Genomic DNA, 16,064 nt, shown 5'->3' on the forward strand with positions numbered 1-16,064 from the left:
CCCTTGCAATAACTACGCCCGGACGTTCCGGACAACCCGGACATCATCATTTCGGTGTTCGTTCAACCCTGGGTGGCGTTGGTGATTAAACAGCTCCTCAACTCTTTTACTTTTCCTCTCTCATAAAAAGGAGTGTGAACAGTGTCCGAGATGTCCAGAGGTAGCCACCGCAGGGCTTTTCAGCGAAACGGTCAATAGTGTCCGGGTGTTGTCGGACATGTCCGGGCTGTGTTAGCACGAAGTTAGGTAAACCAACGTTGCCGTGTATTGCATCCATCGAGAAGCAAGCCCGGGTCAATGGGTTCAGGACTTCTGCTTCAAGACAGAGCTCAGAGCTTTTGTCCGAGCAAGAACGATGTCGAAGGTGAAAGGCTGCAACTACAGAGTTGTCGATCAGGCAACCAGCAACGTGGTTGTTGTCATTGACCACGGCAAGGTCTCAGCTGTTTAAGCGCTTCCGGAGATGTCTGGTAGCCAACTGAAGACATGATCCCGAAGCTGACTTGTAGTTAGAGAGCTTTTACTCGCAGCGTCATCAAGCTGCGGGTCCTCTGTACATGAGCGATGTACTGCGTTGAACGGGACAGTGGCCACAACCTGTGGGCCAGAGAAATGTGCTTTCGCACTGAATTCAAGGCGTTCGTCCATGCCCGCACCAAATCGCTGGCAACCGGCAACACCTATCGAATTCTGTTCAGCACCCCAACCAAAACTGGAGAGGTGCTGAGAGTTGCCAAAGGCCATGCCCTCTTAGATGACGACGAACTAGTTGGATAGCCGTTGGTGCTCAAACACCTGTTCAGGCGTAGGCGCTTCAGCCTTATGCGTGGACAAAGCAGCCCAGTTGCCTTCGCGGTAATTGCGTTTGTCCCACCGGCCAGCTGTATCAACCTCCGCACGTATCCGGAAGCCAAACAACTGAGGGTTCACCTTCTTGGTTGAGTTGGTGCCAGGTACCGAAAGACGTTGAGTGTGCAGGTTGGGTAACGCCTGTTTGATCCGAGTCAGCAGCGTCCTTCTGTTGATGACCTTGGAGTAACCAAAGTCCTCGCAGAACTGCTTGAACGTTTCGTACAGCACCCCCAACTTCGGCATGTAATCGCCCCCGCAGGGCTCACAGCAGTTGTCGAGGAATTGGCGAACCACATCCATGTCGGCCTCAACGTTGTGTTGAGCGTCGATAAAGGTCTGGTTGCCGCTAACCAGCACACGCTTCACATCAGCGTGTTTGGCTTGAAGCGCCCAACTAACGATTGAGCCAAGTTCAGCAGCAAGCTTCTGATCCAAGTCAGCATCAGGCTTTTCCGCAGGCCGCTGAGTTTCAAGGATCAAAGCCCTGCGTGCCATGCCGCTACCAGCGTTCTCAAACTGAGGCGCTTGGCTGCTGCAAATGACGACGCGACCAGTGAAGACGACACCTTCGGTGTCATCAGTAAACAGGTTGCGTTGAGCCATCAAGCCGCCATCAACCATTGAATAGATGGTGGTTACCCCGGTTTGCAAACCCTGCACATCAGGGAAAGCGACCAGCTGCTTACCCGAGACGTATTGCCGGATCTTTTCCGGTGAGTTGATCTCTTTGATGCTGCTGGTGATGGAGCTGACGCAGCTAGGCGGGAACAACTTCTCAATCAGTCGTTCTAAGACGCCTTTACCGCTGCCAGATGGCCCGATAATCATCACGATCTTTCGGTTAGGCAGCGTCGGATCAACCATGTAGCGCAGCAACTGCTGCACCGGTTCGACGTAGTGATCGCCAAAGCTACTGACGATGAAGTCATGCAGGTGCGGCGGACACTGAACGCAGTCCGGAATGAAGTCACCTTGGATCGAATAAGTGAGCCGGTACTCAGGCTTATGAGGCACCAGCTCACCCTTATCGATCAGGTAGGTGCCATTTGCGAACGCAATGGCGGGGGTTTGATCCATCTCTGCATCAGCAGTCATGGTTTGAAGCCACTCGATTGAGGACCTCACCCGTGCAGCGGTTGAGAAGCTGAACTTCTTGTCCCCTGCTTTGGTGACCACAAAGCACTTGAGCAGTAGGTCTGCGACCTCACGCTTCATCGCGTCACGCGAAACGTGCAACCAACAGCCCTGGTCAGGGGTGTAACGGACAAAGCGCCCACCACTGTGAGCAAGGTGCTTATCCGTGAGCTCGCCTTTCACACCAATGGCGTTCTCAATGACCACCTCGCAGGTCTTGTTTCGGCATACCGTCCAAAACGAGTCATCGATGTTTGCGGTCCAATCGTCTTGGTTGGATGCAGGCACTAAACGCTTCTTGTGCCAGCCATAGGAAGGACGCCACAAACCTTGGCGTTCAAAGTGCGCCCGCAACTTTCGTTTGAGGTAGGTGTCGCAGTAATCGGATGTGCCGCAAGGTTCAGGCCGGTAATGCTCTTCAAGAGCCGCTTCGACGTCGCCACCTTTCATGCCGCTATTGGCGATGAAATCCGACATCAACGTCATTTCGATGCTGTCGGCATCAACAACAGTGCAACCGAGCGACTCAAGGTGCAGGCGCGCAGCGCGCAGATGCTTGCTTAGTTGCCAGCACTTACGCCAACGGTCATCAGAGTCAGGATCTAAACCCCGCAACAGCTTTCGCGTTCTGGGGCCAAGTGCCTGAGTCAGTTGAACCGGGGGCAGGGTTGAGAAGTCAGGAAACTGCTCATAGTCATCAGGTTCAGGACCATCTGCTGGCCTGAAGTCACCACCGCTGTCAGTGACGTCATCAACTGGTTCATCCAGTTCAGGCAAGAACGACAGCACGTCATCCAGCTCATACGTCTGAGATGACAAGTGGATGATTTCAGCCCTGCGTCCGGTTTTCGGATGCACTGAGCCAGCAAGACGCTGTACCTGCACAGCACTGTGCAAGTTGTGATCTGTTTGAACACCGGGGTTGGCATCCTCAATCGCTTTGCTCAGTCGCTTGCGACAGAACTCAGCAGCAGCAACTCCAACCGGTGTTCTGAAGACCCAGCTCCAATGGATGCTCCGGTTGCCTGTGAACACACCAAGCGTCGGAGTCGGCAAATTTGCCTTCTTCCAAGCAACCTTCTGACCCTCAAGGTCGAGACCCTCATCGATCTCATACGACATGCACACCACACCGGTGATCTTGTCGCGACGCTTACTCGTGCCACCAATGGCAGAGAGGAAGCCAACGTTGGGTGTCTTCGGATCTTGAAGGTGGTGGCGTACTAAGTCAAAGCGGCGGTCACCGTTGAAGTTGGCAACAACTTTGTCCCAGTCGTAAGGCAGATCCTTTTTCAGATTGCGGGCAGGCACATAGCGAGAGGTCTCGCCATAGCAAGCAAGGATGCAGGGGTCATCCTCACCAAAACCAAGCGCCTCAAGATGACAAAGAGCTTCTTCCTCGTCGATGTCTTCGAGTTCAAAGGTTTGTTCTTCTAATACAATAGAAGCAGGAACCTCGACAATTTCAGAGATAGCAGAAGTGTCACCGGCTGCACTGCCGGTGTCTACGGAATACGGCATGATGGATACGGAATCTTTGTTTCAAAGGCTCTGCGTGCGGGCAGGGCTTTTTTCTTGTCAGCAGACAGGAGTAGGCCCATCCCAACGCGCCTGAGTTTCACGGCAGCGTTCGATGTTCCAGATACGGGTCGCAGTTTTATGCGGACCAATCTGAACAAAGTGATCGCCCAAAACGAAGTACCCGTCTTTGATTCGACGAGTCATCGTCTTGCGGCTTGTCTGCAATGCAACGGTCGCTTCGTTAGTTCGAAGCCATTCGGCAGCCATGACGCATAGATAAGAAGTGGAAAATGCCCAATCCGCTTTGCGGACTCGCCTGTGGGCCGAATTCCAGCTCTTACGCTGAAAAGCCGTCTACACAACTATCACCAAGTTGTGAGAGTCGCTAATCAGAGGAAGGGTCTCTGATCTGCGAAGCACCAGCCAAAACTGGTGATTCAACCGGGTCGGAGGTCGAATAAGACAACACCTACAAATGAGGTGATCGGTGTTGTGATTACATCCTTGCCGAGGTTGCGACAATCGTCAACCTTTTAATCGCTGTCTATAGCGTTTTGCGGCTTCAAAAGCATTATCGATCTCATCATTATCTGCCCAGGTGCCGTAATTAGTTTGGTGCGTTTGTACGGAGTGTCCCATCACACGGGCAGCAATTCGTGCACTTAAACCGTATTGCTGGTGGGCTCTAAGGGCATAGCCATGCCTGAACGCGTACATCGTCACGCCTTTGGCTTCCAATGGTTTCCAGCCCTGCTGCCGCGTCAAATAACGACGCCCGGCATTGGCAACGCCACCGCCAAAAGGTGGCAAGTCCAAACCATTGGCTACTTGCTCAAGCAGGCCCCACTCTTGTTCCCACTCCTCATGCAGTGGTTTCAATACCCGTGGATCTGTATCGCCCCCGCCAGAGCGCTTGATGTAGTCGCACCACAAGCGACCGTCATCCGCATGGATTGATAGGTGCTGGATTTCAACTGGCCTTAGTCCGTAAGTGGCAAGAAAGCGGAGAACCGTCTTCCAGCGTTCACCAGCTTTATCCGTTGGCAGCGACTCAATGAGGTCAAGGATCTCTTGGTCTTGCAGCGGCAGACCAACCTTTGGCTTCTTCTCCTTGTCGCCAACAACGTCTTTCACCGTCACTGGTGGCGTCCAACGCTTGGCATCGAGATGCTTCTTCTCGACTGCCCAACGCAAAAAACGAGCCAGGTGCTGAAGCCTGATTTCTTTGCTGCGTCCTGGTTTCGGAAACATGTCTCCCACTGTTTCCAGCAACTGGTCAGCAGAAGCAGCAGCAGTCGCCTGCACCAGCCGATTGCGTGTGTACTTGAACTGGGTGTCTGAACGAACTTTCCCAAGCTTGGAAAGCGACGCCAGCCACTGATCAAAGAGCGACACCAGTTGGTTGGGGTCAACCTTCTTAGTTGGCAGCGGCGCTTGCTTCTGTTGGCCCTGGTGCGCCTCTAACGCCTCTTCAACAGTCAGACCAACAGCAACACCCTGAGCAATCGCTTCAACGGCCTTCTGGATGCCACCAGCACTCGCTTGAAGCCAAGGAATACCGAGTGACTTGGTTTTGCGAGTGCCATCACTGAACCGGACATCCAGCTTTGCTTTGCCGCGCTGCTCTCCAATCCGATAGGCAGAGCCAACGGTGTTGCGCAGCTGGTTCCGTAAACCAACTTCCCAATCAGCAGCGTGAGCGCGCTGCGGCATCTAGGCGAGTGACAAAAGCGAGTGACAAACGAGTGACAACGTGACCCTATTTGGCCCTATTTGCCCTCGTATGTCCAGAGCCCAAAACCGTTGCTAGCGCTGGAAGCCCGCTGAGCACTATGATTTCTGTGTTCGGGGAGTGGCGCAGTTTGGTAGCGCGCTTGCTTTGGGAGCAAGATGCCGCAGGTTCGAATCCTGTCTCCCCGATGCGATCAAAAACCAGTCCCCAGCTGGTGTTTTAAACCGTCCTGCAAGGGGCGGTTTTTTTATTCCTCTCCCTTCTCAAGCTCGCTGCTTGAACGGGCTTCTCACTGCGCGGTAGCGCCAGAAATCCCAATGCCCCACCCTCGTCCAGGTCGCAGACGTGGACAACGGCCATATCAACTGACTGAACGCTGACCTTGTCACCCATATCGCGCCAAGGGCCTGAATTGAAATTGCGCCTGTTAAGCCATCCAAGGATTTGTAACAAGCTGAACTCTTTGTCTCAATCCGCCTAGCCGGGACTCATCTTGTTGCCTATTTGTTGGATCAGCGGAGATCAAGAACATGAAAGGAACCAAGACCAGACTCACCACCGCTCCAGAGGGCTTCGAGTACTACAGGGTTTGTGACCAAGAAGGGGTCTGCCAAGTCGTCAGAGGAATGTGGGCAGCACAGCACCTCACAGAAGACATACGTGAACTGAGTGCCACCAAGACAAAATATTCAGATGATTGGGTTTAGGACTCTGAACGACAACCCGCTTCCCCCCATACAAGGGCGATGACATACGCCAAAAAGAGGAGATTGAACAAATCGAAAGAGCACTGGCAGCTCTGACAACCACCGAGGAAAGGCCCTGAACGAATCGACAGGACTTTGATCTTCGTGATGAAGAGATTCCGGGTGCCGTAACGCGCCGGTTTTTTCTTGCCCCTACCAGCAATGAAACGCGCTTCGTTGATGGCTCAGATGATCTCTTTACGGCCAGCCTTGATCTTGGCTTTGGCAGATACAAGACCAAAAATCAGCAGGATCAGAAGGCCCGCATTCACGCCAACGAAAAACATTGTGTCCATGACTTCAAGGTGGCTTTGCTCGTCATAAGGAAAGCAAGCAAAACAGCCCATCGGTCAAAAGACTCATTCAGCTCCGAAGAAAGAAGAAATCTTCGGCTGATCTTGGGAGATCTGGCGAGACCAACTACAACTGCCAATCGCCATCGACATCGCCATCAGTGCAGTCCTTCCCTGGCAACTCTTGCAAACGCGCCAAGAGCTCTGGATCACCAACAATCTGCCGGCGGCATCCGTCTTCACCCATGTACGTCAGATGCCCATCGGCATCGATGACCAGCGCGGTCATGGGGGTAACTGGAGACGTCTCGTCGATGGCGATGCGCTCCTTCTTCAGATCCACCCAGTCTGCGTCCTCTAAGCGCATAAGCCCAAAGCCATGAACAAACCAGACAGTGGTGGCAGCCGCCTGGGCAGCGTTCCTCTATGAAGGGTGCGATGGACTGGCTCCTTTCCAAACGCGTGACTGATCAACAAGGCAAAGACAGGGCCTACTGGATTGATGAGATCGCCTTCCTGAAGGCACGCTTGAACGGCAGTCAGGGTGACATCGACAGCGAAGACCGAGCGGCCTGCGAGGAAGCCCTAAAAACAGCGGAAGCGAACTTGGCTGCCTCTCGGTGAACCCGGGGCTGACGGAGGCCCTAGCCACAACTAGGGTTGGGAGGTGAGAGGGAGACCTCTTCGGGCGTGGTTGCTTGATTTGGTGGGTGGTGTCACGACCTACTGCCTCTCTCACACCTCTTGATCAAGGCTGATTGGTCACGGCTGAACCAGGCCCCTCTCCTTGGCATAACTCTTGTAGTGATTGGGAAATTCATCGGCAAGCCGAGCAAGTACATCACTTGAAGAGCCCATTTGCTCGTTCACTTCATCAAAAACCGATGCAAAACAGCTCTCACACCTGATTTCAAGACAAAGCTCATCCCAGCTCGTGCCTTGTTTGTTGAAACTGGCCACAAGCTCTTTAAAGGTCACGAGAAACAGAGTGTTCTGCTGCGGACAAGCTTAGAGGCAATGACAACAACCAATTTGATGCCGAATGAAATCAGGATTGGCATAGCCTGATGGCACATGGCTTTGATGAATCAATATTCAAGGGATGAAACGATTGCTGCAGCTGCTTCGGCGATGGAATGGCCAACGGGAGAAACCCCCATTGCATACACCCGAAGAGTTGGAGTGCTTTAAAACAGATGCGATCGACAATCGCGGCAAGCATTACTGATGCAGGGGGCAACTGAACTGGCACTACTCGCCCTGGCGTTTGTCGGGCTTCAGCTTTGGTGGCTCAGCAAGGTCTTTTTGAATCGACCCCGACAGCCAAGGCCACTGGGCAACCCCATGAAGGCGAATTCGCTTCAAAACGAGCGAACTGCCCTGCAAAAGATCTTTGATCAATCCTGAGAACCGCCAAACCTTGGGATCGAACTAGGGACAAACACCGATGCCTGATGCGATCTGAACAATCAGCGTGGTGCATCAGCAACAACAGCCATGGCACTGATTTGTTGTGCGCACTGTGGTCACATGCACTCGAGTCTGAGAGGGGACTGCCCCCAGTGCCATCAACAGAGGCGCCTATGGTCTCCCCAGGCGTTGTCAGAACGGATCAAACCAACGCCGATCAACACCAAGGAGTGACCACCATGGCCTTTGAAGGCCCCCCCTGGCAGAGGGACGTCAGTGCATCAGCTGCGGTGACATCAAACCTCTGAATTTCTTTGGCTTGGATCAACAGGAGTGCCGGAACTATGAATCAAGTCGACGCCAACAGGGCATCAAACAAAACGCCGATGATTCCGTCGAGGAGGCTTGAATCAAACCGAGCCTCAATGAGCATATGCACCAATGTTCAATTGGTATCCATGGGCTATCACATGGGTAGCGTTGCAAAGGGGTGTCATGGGCAAGGTTCTTTCAGCAGCAAAGTGGTCATTCGAACTACTTGGCCAACGCATCACTGCACTTCGTCTTAAAAAGAGCTTTTCCGAATCAAGGATTTACAGCGACTGGGCTTATGACGAATCACAGATGAAAGAGGCCGATTTTGGCAAGCGTGAGCAGAAATCTCATCTCGAATACGATTGCTGAAGCCACAAGCTGATTCATCAGAACCAAAAACAGCGGCTTAACAGGCATCCAACCAAAGCCTTAAATGGCGAATTGACCAGCCTGAGAGAAAGGTTGGCAATTTGCGTCCAAGTCTCCTAGAACGCTGTTCAGCATCGTTGTTGTAATGGCCTTGATTCCCCGCTGGCAGTTCATGACTGACAGCAGCAAAGCCATGGTGAAGCGATCTGCGATCACACTTGTGGTCGTCCTGATTGGATTAACACTGCTGCGCGCAATCTTTCCCTGGATCCTGCTTGGCCTTGCCCTTTATGGTGCCTGGTGCCTGTTGAACCGGAAATAACCGATGAGCGATGACTCAACCCAAGCCAGACGCACGCTTTATCTCTGGGCCCTTGGCCTCAACGTTGTCGCTTGGGGCGGATACCTCGTTCTAACCAAAGTGATGGGTATCGATTTTGAATCGATTCGGCAAGCCAGATTGGCTGGTTGAGGTCCCATCCCCCAAGATCGATCTCACTGGTTCGACCACTGCGTTATTCCGAGATGCCCGCGTGACCGGACAAGAATCCTGATTGCCCTGGCACAAATCCACGCGATCGCGTCATAACCTCCTCTTAATGAGAAGGCTGCTTCGTGAATCGCCCCCCTAACACACGACTTCGAGGCTGATTCGTCCCCAAGGAAGAGGCGATCCGAGAGCTTGACCAGACAGAAAACAGTGCAGCGGATCTGCGGCCAGGCCCTTGTGTGGTTTGGAATAGCTGTTCTCGGGGTCTCTCTTTATAAATTCATCAGCGCTTTTTGGCTTGATGCTTCGCCTTGACCTGAGTTGCAACTTGGTACAGCTGGCTTGATCTTGGTCGCGGCAGGACGAATTTTTCTCAACTCAGCATTCATAACAACACTGCTGTCGGAAAAAAATCCTTCAGCACACGCAAGACGAGCCTTTTTCATGCTCGCCCTTGCATCATTCATCATCGGCTGCGTTGTTTTACTGAAACTTTATGTTCAGGACATTTATCGCTACAAACGCCTGGTTGGCGAAGGAGGAATCCTCGAGTATTCACAAGCTCTGATTCTTTTTACATCCGCTTGGATCGGGTGGCTCATCTCCAAAGATTTCCGCCAGCGCTTGTCCATGCGCCTGCATTCAGTGGTTTACGCGATCATTGCTTTCGTGATGCTGTTGGTTGGCCTGGAAGAGATTGCCTGGGAGCAAATCCTGTTCGGCTGGAAAACACCTGAGAACATCGCTGCAGTCAACGCCCAAAACCAGACAACGCTCCACAACCTTGAATTCTTCCAGAATTACCTCGACCTCAATCTTTTCCTGGTTTCGGTCGTGCTTTTGGTGTTGGTGCTGTGGCGGCCTTCAATTCGAAGGATGCGCACAACGATCCTTGATGAAGGTCGGATTCCCAACAGCAACTTTTTCATTCCGCGATACTTCTGGCCCCTCTTCTTCTGCGCGGCATTTCTGTCTTACTTCGTGGCGACTGAGTCGGGAACGGAGGTTGTAATCAATATCGATCAGGAGTGGGCCGAATTTCTCCTCTATCTCGCTGCTGGTCTGAACTTATTGAGAACCTACATCCATCTTGGCAACGCTCAACCGCAACCAAGCCACTGAACAACTGCTCAATGCGCCCGGCCTCCGCCTTGCCACTCTCCAAGCAAGGGGTTCAGGTGCAGATGCACAGCTGACCTGATCCAGCCTCAGCGGACTTGATCCACAGGGCACCAAGGGTATAAATCGTCTGGTGCAGACAAAAAACCGCTCCATCCCTGGAGCGGCTCGATAGCCAAGGCAATCCCCATCACCCGGCGATCTGCACCAATCTTTGATGCAATGAAAAAATAATACCCACCAAACACCAGATGTAGTGGACGTCAACCTCACTTAAGACTCTGGTGAACATGCGTGAAGCGGCCAGATAACGCAACAGCATCAATGCATCCAGTGCAAGGGAGCCCGCCTTGAGGAGACACTAAATATGGAGCAGGAGGTTCAAACCCCTCGGAATTGTGATGCTTCATGCTGAAGACATCCTTAAAGGAGAAGCCATGATTTCTGGCCCATCCTGCCCATTGCGGTTGGGAGTTCTCGATAGCCCCGACTATTGGACTGATGACGCACTCATGTCTGCAGTGCGTCCATTGAATCCAGAGGAACTTCACCACCTGGCCGTTGGATCCCAACAACGAAGGAATCAACAACGCGGTGTTCGCACCACCCGTTCATTCAATTCCGTCGGCTGAACGCAGCCAGGAGTTGATGAATCGGCTCGACAAGCTTGTCGAGCCAGGTACCTGAGCGCCGACCAGCAGGCCGCTGCAATGCCGAGGCATGCAGCATTGGCCCATTGGAGCCATACCCCTCAAAAGCAATCAAAGCGTCTTGAGCTCCCTGCAGCTCCTGGTCGATTCGACGCGAGGAGAAGCGGCTGTGGGCTCGGTTTCGCGACGTTGACATGACTAGAGCGGTAGCACCTACATACGGTCTGGCTACGGACCGAGCTACTTGGCAGGAATTAGTGATGCTTCTTAGGGAGCCGAAGCGCCACCCATTCACAAACCGTTACAAGGGCGTTAACATTTCGAAACCTTCCTACGAGCAATGACTTCTTCAACTCCCAACGACGACTGGTTCCAAAGCGCCGCAGCAGCTCAAATTCGCAGCGAGCGTTTCGAACGAGCAGAACTCCTCAATGGCCGCGCAGCCATGATCGGCTTTGTGGTGGGCGTGCTGACGGAAGCTCTGACGGGGCACGGGATCGTGAGCCAGATCACCTTTGGCGTGTTCGGCTGCAACTGAATCGATCAGGCCAGTGGGGCAGAACGAGCCATTGAAATCACACGTTCCTCACCCCATTGGCCGTCGCCAAGCGCTGACAGATCCCATTTTTTGGGTTGGAACGCTTGATATTGCAGGCGTTTTGCGATAAAAGGTTATGAATAGGTTATGAAGAGATGAAGACAAGCACCGCCCATTCACACCTCGAGTCCCTCCAGCTCGCCGCTGAGGAGTGCCTGACCCGCGATGAAGCTCAGAAGATCTTGAGAAAGGCAGACAAGGCCCACGCCAAGCTCGAGTCGTCCGCAGCCCCCTTCCACCGCCCCAAGAACTGACAGGCACCTCAAGCCTGTAGCAGACGAAGAAATAAACCCTCTTACTCATGAACTGGAGTGTGGCCATCCACTCCAACTCCCATCAAGCCAACGCGGGATGGCTATGCCGCTCTTGATAGGTAGTTGATTCATGGGCTGGATTGGCGTCACTCATTTCAATCAACAGAACGGTGGTCGTCCTGTTGATCTGTGGAGCTGCCGAGAAAAACTGAAGGGTGCAGATCGATCGTGGGCGAACTGCTGTCATGCCATCCAGATCTCTATAGAACCGGAACCCAAATCAATTAGGGAAGACGGAGATGGCTTGAAGCCTCTACAACGAATCTCTTCGCCTATCCCATGTCGAGCAGATAGTGCATGACAGCAACCCGATGGGACACAGCAATGCCCTCGGGGGAGTCGGGACCGATCAACGCCTCGGGAACACGATAAATGCGCGTGAGAGGTTTGACCTCATAGGCCGTCCCTGCGGGAGCACCGGAACCGCGACTGCGGTCCCAGATGCCACTGGCGTCACCCTTGTAAAGCCCCGCCACCTGCGAGAGGTGCGCATAGAAATTGGGCCCGATGCGACAGACCACGATGGCCAGACAGGCATCGAAATCGTCGGACGTAAGAACATTGATCCCATCACGAACAGCACGTTCATCAACCCCGAGAACCATGTCCTCGAGTGCTGTTTCACCCGTCAATCGCCAGCAACGGATGGTGACCGCGTCATGTTGGCTCACTTTCTGCGGGTGAGATCACCGAAATCATCATCGTTAGGCTGCAGAAATTGCCAAACGACAGGAACGGTGAGGGCGACCGTCAGGCCAATGGTGACCCATATCGCTGTCGTGTAGTCACCCATGTCATGTCCCCATTTCTGCGGACCTTAACCAGTCCGGGCCGAAGCAGCAGCGCAAACGCCAGTCACACCTGGGGATGCCTCACCACAACCTGGTCATCCTTCACAAGACCACTGCCATCACACTTCATTCGGGGAACGAGGCACCCCTCACACACTGACCAAGACCCCTTCATGAGTCCAGCGCGCCTCATCATGGGATAATTAAGCAATCCTTAAGGGCTGCCCAATGGGTCATTTCGCTAGGCAGCTCAGCGCGCAGAAGATCAAGCAGGGCTACGCCCTGCTCAACCTGATGGAACATCTCGACCGCGAGATGGATCTGCTCAATCAGCAGCGCATCCGCGTCGGGCCCACAACCCCGGAAGGGCAGCGACTCACCCAGATCAAGCAAAGCCATCTGAGCAAACTGCAGAGCTGCATCAGCGAACTGAACACCAGCGGCTTCAACGACTGGTTGCTGCACCAACAGCCTGCCTGACCCTTGAATGGGGCTGAGCCATCCCGGGTGAGACAACCCCTTGCCGCTTCCGGTCGTTTACCACCCGCACTACTCCGCGCCGCTGCCGAGCACCCATCGCTTTCCAATGGCGAAGTTCCGGCTGCTGCATCAACTCCTGCTGGAGCAGGGGGTCGTGCAGGCCGACGAGGTGCATCGGCCCTTGAGCATCTCCCGCAGAGATCTTGAGAGCGTTCATCCACGCAGCTATCACGAAGCCTTCAGCCGTGATCACCTGACCCGACCGGAGCAACGTCGCATCGGGCTGCCGGCCACGCGGCCTTTGGTGCAGCGCACCTGGCTTGCCGTGGGCGGGACCCTGTTGACGGCACGACTGGCTCTCAAGCGGGGCTTGGCCTCTCATCTGGCGGGCGGCACCCACCACGCCCACCCCGGCTTCGGGAGTGGCTTCTGCATCTTCAACGACTGTGCGGTCGCCGCTCGGGTGTTGCTGGGAACAGGGGAGGTGCGGCGAATTCTGATCGTGGATCTCGATGTGCACCAAGGGGATGGTTCGGCAGCCTGCTTTCAACACGACCCCAGGGTGACCACCCTCTCGGTGCACGCCGCCAGCAATTTTCCCTTGCGCAAAGTGGACGGGGATATCGACATCCCCCTCGCCGACGGCACCAGCGATGACGACTATCTCGCTGCCATTGCCGACCGGTTGCCCGATGCCTTGGACAGCATCGCCCCGAACTTGGTGCTCTACAACGCGGGCGTCGACCCCCATCGCGATGATCGGCTCGGCCGACTCGCCCTCAGCGATAAGGGATTAAAGATGCGCGATCGACTCGTGCTCGATGCCTGTCTGCGCCGCAGGATTCCAACCGCAACGGTGATCGGCGGAGGCTACGACGCTCTCGCTCCCCTGGTGCAGCGCCACGCCATCGTGGTGCGTGCTGCTGCCGAGCAGGCTCGCTTGTTCGACCTTCCATGACTGAGGAAATCTCTGGGGCCATCACTGAGCCCATCACTCGGGCCATGCCCCCCTGGAGACCTCTGCTGCGCGCGGCCATGCAGCGGGAGGGACGCTCCGTTGCAGCCCGCTGGGTGCAACTGGCCACAACAGGACGCGATGGCGCACCTCGGGTGCGAACCCTGGTGTTCCGCGGCTGGGCCGGTGCAGACCAGCTCGAACTGTTCAGCGATCAGCGCAGCGAGAAGGTGACGGAACTTGCCAACGACGGAGCAGCTGAACTGTGCTGGTTGTTCCCCAAAGCTCGCCAGCAGTACCGCCTGCGGGGAAAGGTGACGTTGATCAAAGCCACCGAACAACCTGAGCTCTGCCAGCAGCGCTGGCAAAAGCTCTCCGACACAGGACGAGCTGTCTGGGGCTGGCCCACCCCGGCGGATCCACTGGAACCCACGGCGGCCTTCCCCGATCAACTGGCTGAAACTGCACCGCTGCCAGAGCATTTCGTGGTGCTGAAGCTGCAGGTGATCAGCGTTGAGCGGCTCAACCTCGGCCCCCATCCCCATCAACGCACGCGTTGGAGCGCGGACACGCTCTGGCAAGAGCAACCGCTGAACCCCTGATCACCACCAACGCTCAACACGACCAACCGACGGCCGGCCCGGTTCACTGGGCACCGTCACCACCGACAGCCGCTGTAGATCTCGGCGGTAATCAAAGCGGCAGAAGCCAACGCCCGTGCCGGAACAGGCCGAAAGGCTCTCGAGAGCTACAGAGGCCCAGCGCCGCTCCTCAGGCGTTGGCTTTTTTTCCGGCGCGGGACGCCAGCCATCGGCAATCAGGTGGCGATTCGCCTCGAGGATGGTTTGCCTGGCGCTGAGCTGCGGCTCAGGTCTGGCCAAGCCAGACCCGCCCACCAACCAGGGCAGCAACAGCGACAAGACAACACAACGGGCCATGGAGAGGCTCATCCCTCTCTGACCTAGCCATGGATCAGAGCGCTGACCACTGGGGTCAGCCTGCGGTGAGCTGAGCGAGGGGCTGAATGCTGAGGGCGATCACCACACTCACCACAACGCCAACGGCGGCTTTCCAGAGATCCGTGCCGATGACCTTGGCCAGACTGCCCCCCTCACTGTTGGTGAACGGGAGATCTGATGTTTGTTGCTTGATCCGCAGGGCCAACTCACGGCCGCCGATCAGCCCCAGAAACACCCAAGTGGTGCTGAGGGGGAAGCTGGAGATGAAGGCCTTGTAGAGCAGGCAAAGACCGAACAACAGATCAATCAGCGTGGCTGAACGCAAATCGGAGCTGTTGGTCTTTGTGCGGAGCACGGCCTGGATCGGCCCTCCCCCGGTGGCCACCAGAACACAGAGGCCCACGCAGATCACCAGCGTGCAGATGAGCATCGGGACGAGGTCCAACTGGCGCGGCAGGAACACGAAAATGTTGGCCAGGTCTTGCACCAGCCACATGCACCAGAGGAAGCCGGTGGAGAACCACTGCAGGCCGTACCAGACCTTGCTGGGGTCTTTGCCGTCCTGGGAACGACAGAACACCCAGCGCTCCAGCGACCACAACCCCAGGCCATAGGCCGCCAGACCCACGCCGAAGGCGAGGCCATACCCCGTCAGCGAGCTGCTGAGCAGCGTGCCGATGTTGGCTGACATGAACGATGACAACACCAGAAATGAGGTGCTCACCGGTACTCCCCACTGGGTCAAGGCCACAACAGCGAGCGGTGGAATCACGTAGACCCAGGTGAACGGCTCGGGCCAAGGAAACTCCTTGCCAGGCACACTGAGGCGCCCCCAGGTGGGATCACCGTTGTTGAGGAACCAGCCCAACAGCAGCACTCCACAGGTGACCGTGCAAATGAACAGCATCTGAACGGGCTTCGGCGTGCGTTTCCGGTTGGAGGAGAGATAAGTGCCGAGGGTCTGGAGCGAATCGTTCGCCACCACGGAATAGGCCGCCAGCAGGAATCCGACGAGCATCCAGATGCTGACGTCCATGAATCCGATCAAGCCGATGGTTTGCCTTCCTTTTAAGGAGCTCTAGGAGGAACGTCGGTGCTCCAGGCCACTCAAACGTGTCGTGATCAAAGAATGTTGTGTGGTCGACGGTGATGCACCACCGGAGCGATTCGACCACGAACGTACGTTGACGGACGGATCGGTATTTAGGGATACACACCCAAATGTCTTAATAACGAACGGATTTGACCTCAGCCAATGCCGAAGCCAAATCGCAGTTCCCGTCGGGCATCGCTCGGCCCGGCTTCCAAGCCCCTTAGCGGCTTGGCCCACGCATCA

Annotated in this window: 19 protein-coding genes and 1 tRNA gene; 11 read left to right on the forward strand and 9 right to left on the reverse strand. The window is 55.2% G+C overall.

Translation table 11 applies throughout. The features are described 5' to 3' along the window. Positions 1-765: 765 nt before the first annotated feature. Entirely contained in the window at positions 766-3,507 is a 2,742-nt protein-coding gene (locus tag DXY02_RS02400; protein WP_114987849.1) for a primase-like DNA-binding domain-containing protein, read from the reverse strand. 525 nt (positions 3,508-4,032) lie between these two features. Further along, positions 4,033-5,220: a hypothetical protein gene (locus DXY02_RS02405; protein WP_114987850.1), complete on the reverse strand. Its 1,188-nt coding sequence runs from the start codon at positions 5,218-5,220 to the stop codon at positions 4,033-4,035. A 133-nt stretch (positions 5,221-5,353) separates the two neighbouring features. Here DXY02_RS02405 and DXY02_RS02410 point away from each other — a divergent pair. Continuing rightward, a tRNA-Pro gene (locus DXY02_RS02410) sits at positions 5,354-5,427 on the forward strand. A gap of 743 nt (positions 5,428-6,170) precedes the next feature. Here DXY02_RS02410 and DXY02_RS12375 read toward each other — a convergent pair. Both DXY02_RS12375 and DXY02_RS02415 read right to left on the reverse strand, forming a co-directional pair. After that, positions 6,171-6,332, reverse strand: coding sequence for a hypothetical protein (locus tag DXY02_RS12375; RefSeq protein WP_170951450.1), 162 nt, complete (start codon positions 6,330-6,332; stop codon positions 6,171-6,173). Between the two features lie 73 nt (positions 6,333-6,405). Then, positions 6,406-6,645, reverse strand: coding sequence for a hypothetical protein (locus DXY02_RS02415; RefSeq protein ID WP_244276115.1), 240 nt, complete (start codon positions 6,643-6,645; stop codon positions 6,406-6,408). 95 nt (positions 6,646-6,740) lie between these two features. On the opposite strand from DXY02_RS02415, the gene DXY02_RS02420 reads away from it, so the two are divergent. Continuing rightward, positions 6,741-6,902, forward strand: a complete 162-nt coding sequence (locus DXY02_RS02420) for a hypothetical protein (protein WP_244276116.1) — start codon at positions 6,741-6,743, stop codon at positions 6,900-6,902. A 138-nt stretch (positions 6,903-7,040) separates the two neighbouring features. Here DXY02_RS02420 and DXY02_RS02425 read toward each other — a convergent pair whose 3' ends face one another. Next, the gene (locus DXY02_RS02425) at positions 7,041-7,256 is read right to left on the reverse strand and encodes a hypothetical protein (RefSeq protein ID WP_114987852.1); all 216 of its coding nucleotides are present in this window, start codon (positions 7,254-7,256) and stop codon (positions 7,041-7,043) included. 927 nt (positions 7,257-8,183) lie between these two features. Here DXY02_RS02425 and DXY02_RS12085 point away from each other — a divergent pair. The 6 genes from DXY02_RS12085 to DXY02_RS12390 all read left to right on the forward strand — a co-directional run bounded on the left by DXY02_RS12085 (position 8,184) and on the right by DXY02_RS12390 (position 11,483). Beyond that, positions 8,184-8,372 carry a hypothetical protein gene (locus tag DXY02_RS12085; protein ID WP_136975384.1) on the forward strand — a complete coding sequence of 63 codons (189 nt, stop codon included), beginning with the start codon at positions 8,184-8,186 and terminating at the stop codon, positions 8,370-8,372. A 145-nt stretch (positions 8,373-8,517) separates the two neighbouring features. Then, on the forward strand, positions 8,518-8,694 hold the full coding sequence (locus DXY02_RS12380) for a hypothetical protein (RefSeq protein ID WP_170950550.1): 177 nt from the start codon (positions 8,518-8,520) through the stop codon (positions 8,692-8,694). A 510-nt stretch (positions 8,695-9,204) separates the two neighbouring features. Further along, positions 9,205-9,984 (forward strand): pectate lyase, encoded by a 780-nt coding sequence (locus DXY02_RS02435; RefSeq protein ID WP_206749622.1) that lies wholly within the window; start codon positions 9,205-9,207, stop codon positions 9,982-9,984. 558 nt (positions 9,985-10,542) lie between these two features. Further along, complete coding sequence (locus DXY02_RS13035) at positions 10,543-10,668, forward strand: hypothetical protein (protein WP_256377281.1); 126 nt, start codon at positions 10,543-10,545, stop codon at positions 10,666-10,668. A gap of 303 nt (positions 10,669-10,971) precedes the next feature. Beyond that, entirely contained in the window at positions 10,972-11,169 is a 198-nt protein-coding gene (locus tag DXY02_RS02440; protein WP_114987855.1) for a chlorophyll a/b-binding protein, read from the forward strand. A gap of 155 nt (positions 11,170-11,324) precedes the next feature. Further along, entirely contained in the window at positions 11,325-11,483 is a 159-nt protein-coding gene (locus tag DXY02_RS12390) for a hypothetical protein (RefSeq protein ID WP_170951452.1), read from the forward strand. Positions 11,484-11,815: 332 nt separating this feature from the next. Here DXY02_RS12390 and DXY02_RS02445 read toward each other — a convergent pair whose 3' ends face one another. Continuing rightward, on the reverse strand, positions 11,816-12,214 hold the full coding sequence (locus DXY02_RS02445; RefSeq protein ID WP_114987856.1) for a hypothetical protein: 399 nt from the start codon (positions 12,212-12,214) through the stop codon (positions 11,816-11,818). Next, complete coding sequence (locus tag DXY02_RS13040; protein ID WP_006850800.1) at positions 12,211-12,336, reverse strand: hypothetical protein; 126 nt, start codon at positions 12,334-12,336, stop codon at positions 12,211-12,213. The genes DXY02_RS02445 and DXY02_RS13040 overlap by 4 nt, the downstream gene beginning before the upstream one ends. A gap of 226 nt (positions 12,337-12,562) precedes the next feature. On the opposite strand from DXY02_RS13040, the gene DXY02_RS02450 reads away from it, so the two are divergent. Genes DXY02_RS02450 through DXY02_RS02460 form a run of 3 tightly spaced genes read left to right on the forward strand, consistent with a single transcriptional unit; the run spans position 12,563 to position 14,371 of the window. Then, positions 12,563-12,814, forward strand: coding sequence for a hypothetical protein (locus DXY02_RS02450; protein ID WP_114987857.1), 252 nt, complete (start codon positions 12,563-12,565; stop codon positions 12,812-12,814). 40 nt (positions 12,815-12,854) lie between these two features. Continuing rightward, positions 12,855-13,772: a histone deacetylase gene (locus DXY02_RS02455; RefSeq protein WP_114987858.1), complete on the forward strand. Its 918-nt coding sequence runs from the start codon at positions 12,855-12,857 to the stop codon at positions 13,770-13,772. After that, positions 13,769-14,371, forward strand: coding sequence for a pyridoxamine 5'-phosphate oxidase family protein (locus tag DXY02_RS02460; protein ID WP_114987859.1), 603 nt, complete (start codon positions 13,769-13,771; stop codon positions 14,369-14,371). Before DXY02_RS02455 ends, DXY02_RS02460 begins: the two co-directional genes overlap by 4 nt. Here DXY02_RS02460 and DXY02_RS02465 read toward each other — a convergent pair whose 3' ends face one another. Continuing rightward, positions 14,372-14,719 (reverse strand): hypothetical protein, encoded by a 348-nt coding sequence (locus DXY02_RS02465; protein WP_244276117.1) that lies wholly within the window; start codon positions 14,717-14,719, stop codon positions 14,372-14,374. Positions 14,720-14,762: 43 nt separating this feature from the next. After that, positions 14,763-15,764 carry a hypothetical protein gene (locus tag DXY02_RS02470; RefSeq protein WP_244276118.1) on the reverse strand — a complete coding sequence of 334 codons (1,002 nt, stop codon included), beginning with the start codon at positions 15,762-15,764 and terminating at the stop codon, positions 14,763-14,765. Positions 15,765-16,064: the final 300 nt, after the last annotated feature.

Source organism: Synechococcus sp. N19, from assembly GCF_900474045.1.
Taxonomy (GTDB): Bacteria; Cyanobacteriota; Cyanobacteriia; order PCC-6307; family Cyanobiaceae; genus Parasynechococcus.

Bases quoted from the DNA above. Each gene is read 5' to 3' on its own strand.
- DXY02_RS02470 (WP_244276118.1), bottom strand. From the start codon at position 15,764: ATGGACGTCAGCATCTGGATGCTCGTCGGATTCCTGCTGGCGGCCTAT.
- DXY02_RS02415 (WP_244276115.1), bottom strand. From the start codon at position 6,645: ATGCGCTTAGAGGACGCAGACTGGGTGGATCTGAAGAAGGAGCGCATC.
- DXY02_RS02400 (WP_114987849.1), bottom strand. From the start codon at position 3,507: ATGCCGTATTCCGTAGACACCGGCAGTGCAGCCGGTGACACTTCTGCT.
- DXY02_RS02450 (WP_114987857.1), top strand. From the start codon at position 12,563: ATGGGTCATTTCGCTAGGCAGCTCAGCGCGCAGAAGATCAAGCAGGGC.
- DXY02_RS02405 (WP_114987850.1), bottom strand. From the start codon at position 5,220: ATGCCGCAGCGCGCTCACGCTGCTGATTGGGAAGTTGGTTTACGGAAC.
- DXY02_RS13040 (WP_006850800.1), bottom strand. From the start codon at position 12,336: ATGGGTGACTACACGACAGCGATATGGGTCACCATTGGCCTGACGGTC.
- DXY02_RS12375 (WP_170951450.1), bottom strand. From the start codon at position 6,332: ATGGGCTGTTTTGCTTGCTTTCCTTATGACGAGCAAAGCCACCTTGAA.
- DXY02_RS12380 (WP_170950550.1), top strand. From the start codon at position 8,518: ATGGCCTTGATTCCCCGCTGGCAGTTCATGACTGACAGCAGCAAAGCC.
- DXY02_RS12085 (WP_136975384.1), top strand. From the start codon at position 8,184: ATGGGCAAGGTTCTTTCAGCAGCAAAGTGGTCATTCGAACTACTTGGC.
- DXY02_RS02460 (WP_114987859.1), top strand. From the start codon at position 13,769: ATGACTGAGGAAATCTCTGGGGCCATCACTGAGCCCATCACTCGGGCC.
- DXY02_RS12390 (WP_170951452.1), top strand. From the start codon at position 11,325: ATGAAGACAAGCACCGCCCATTCACACCTCGAGTCCCTCCAGCTCGCC.
- DXY02_RS02465 (WP_244276117.1), bottom strand. From the start codon at position 14,719: ATGAGCCTCTCCATGGCCCGTTGTGTTGTCTTGTCGCTGTTGCTGCCC.
- DXY02_RS02440 (WP_114987855.1), top strand. From the start codon at position 10,972: ATGACTTCTTCAACTCCCAACGACGACTGGTTCCAAAGCGCCGCAGCA.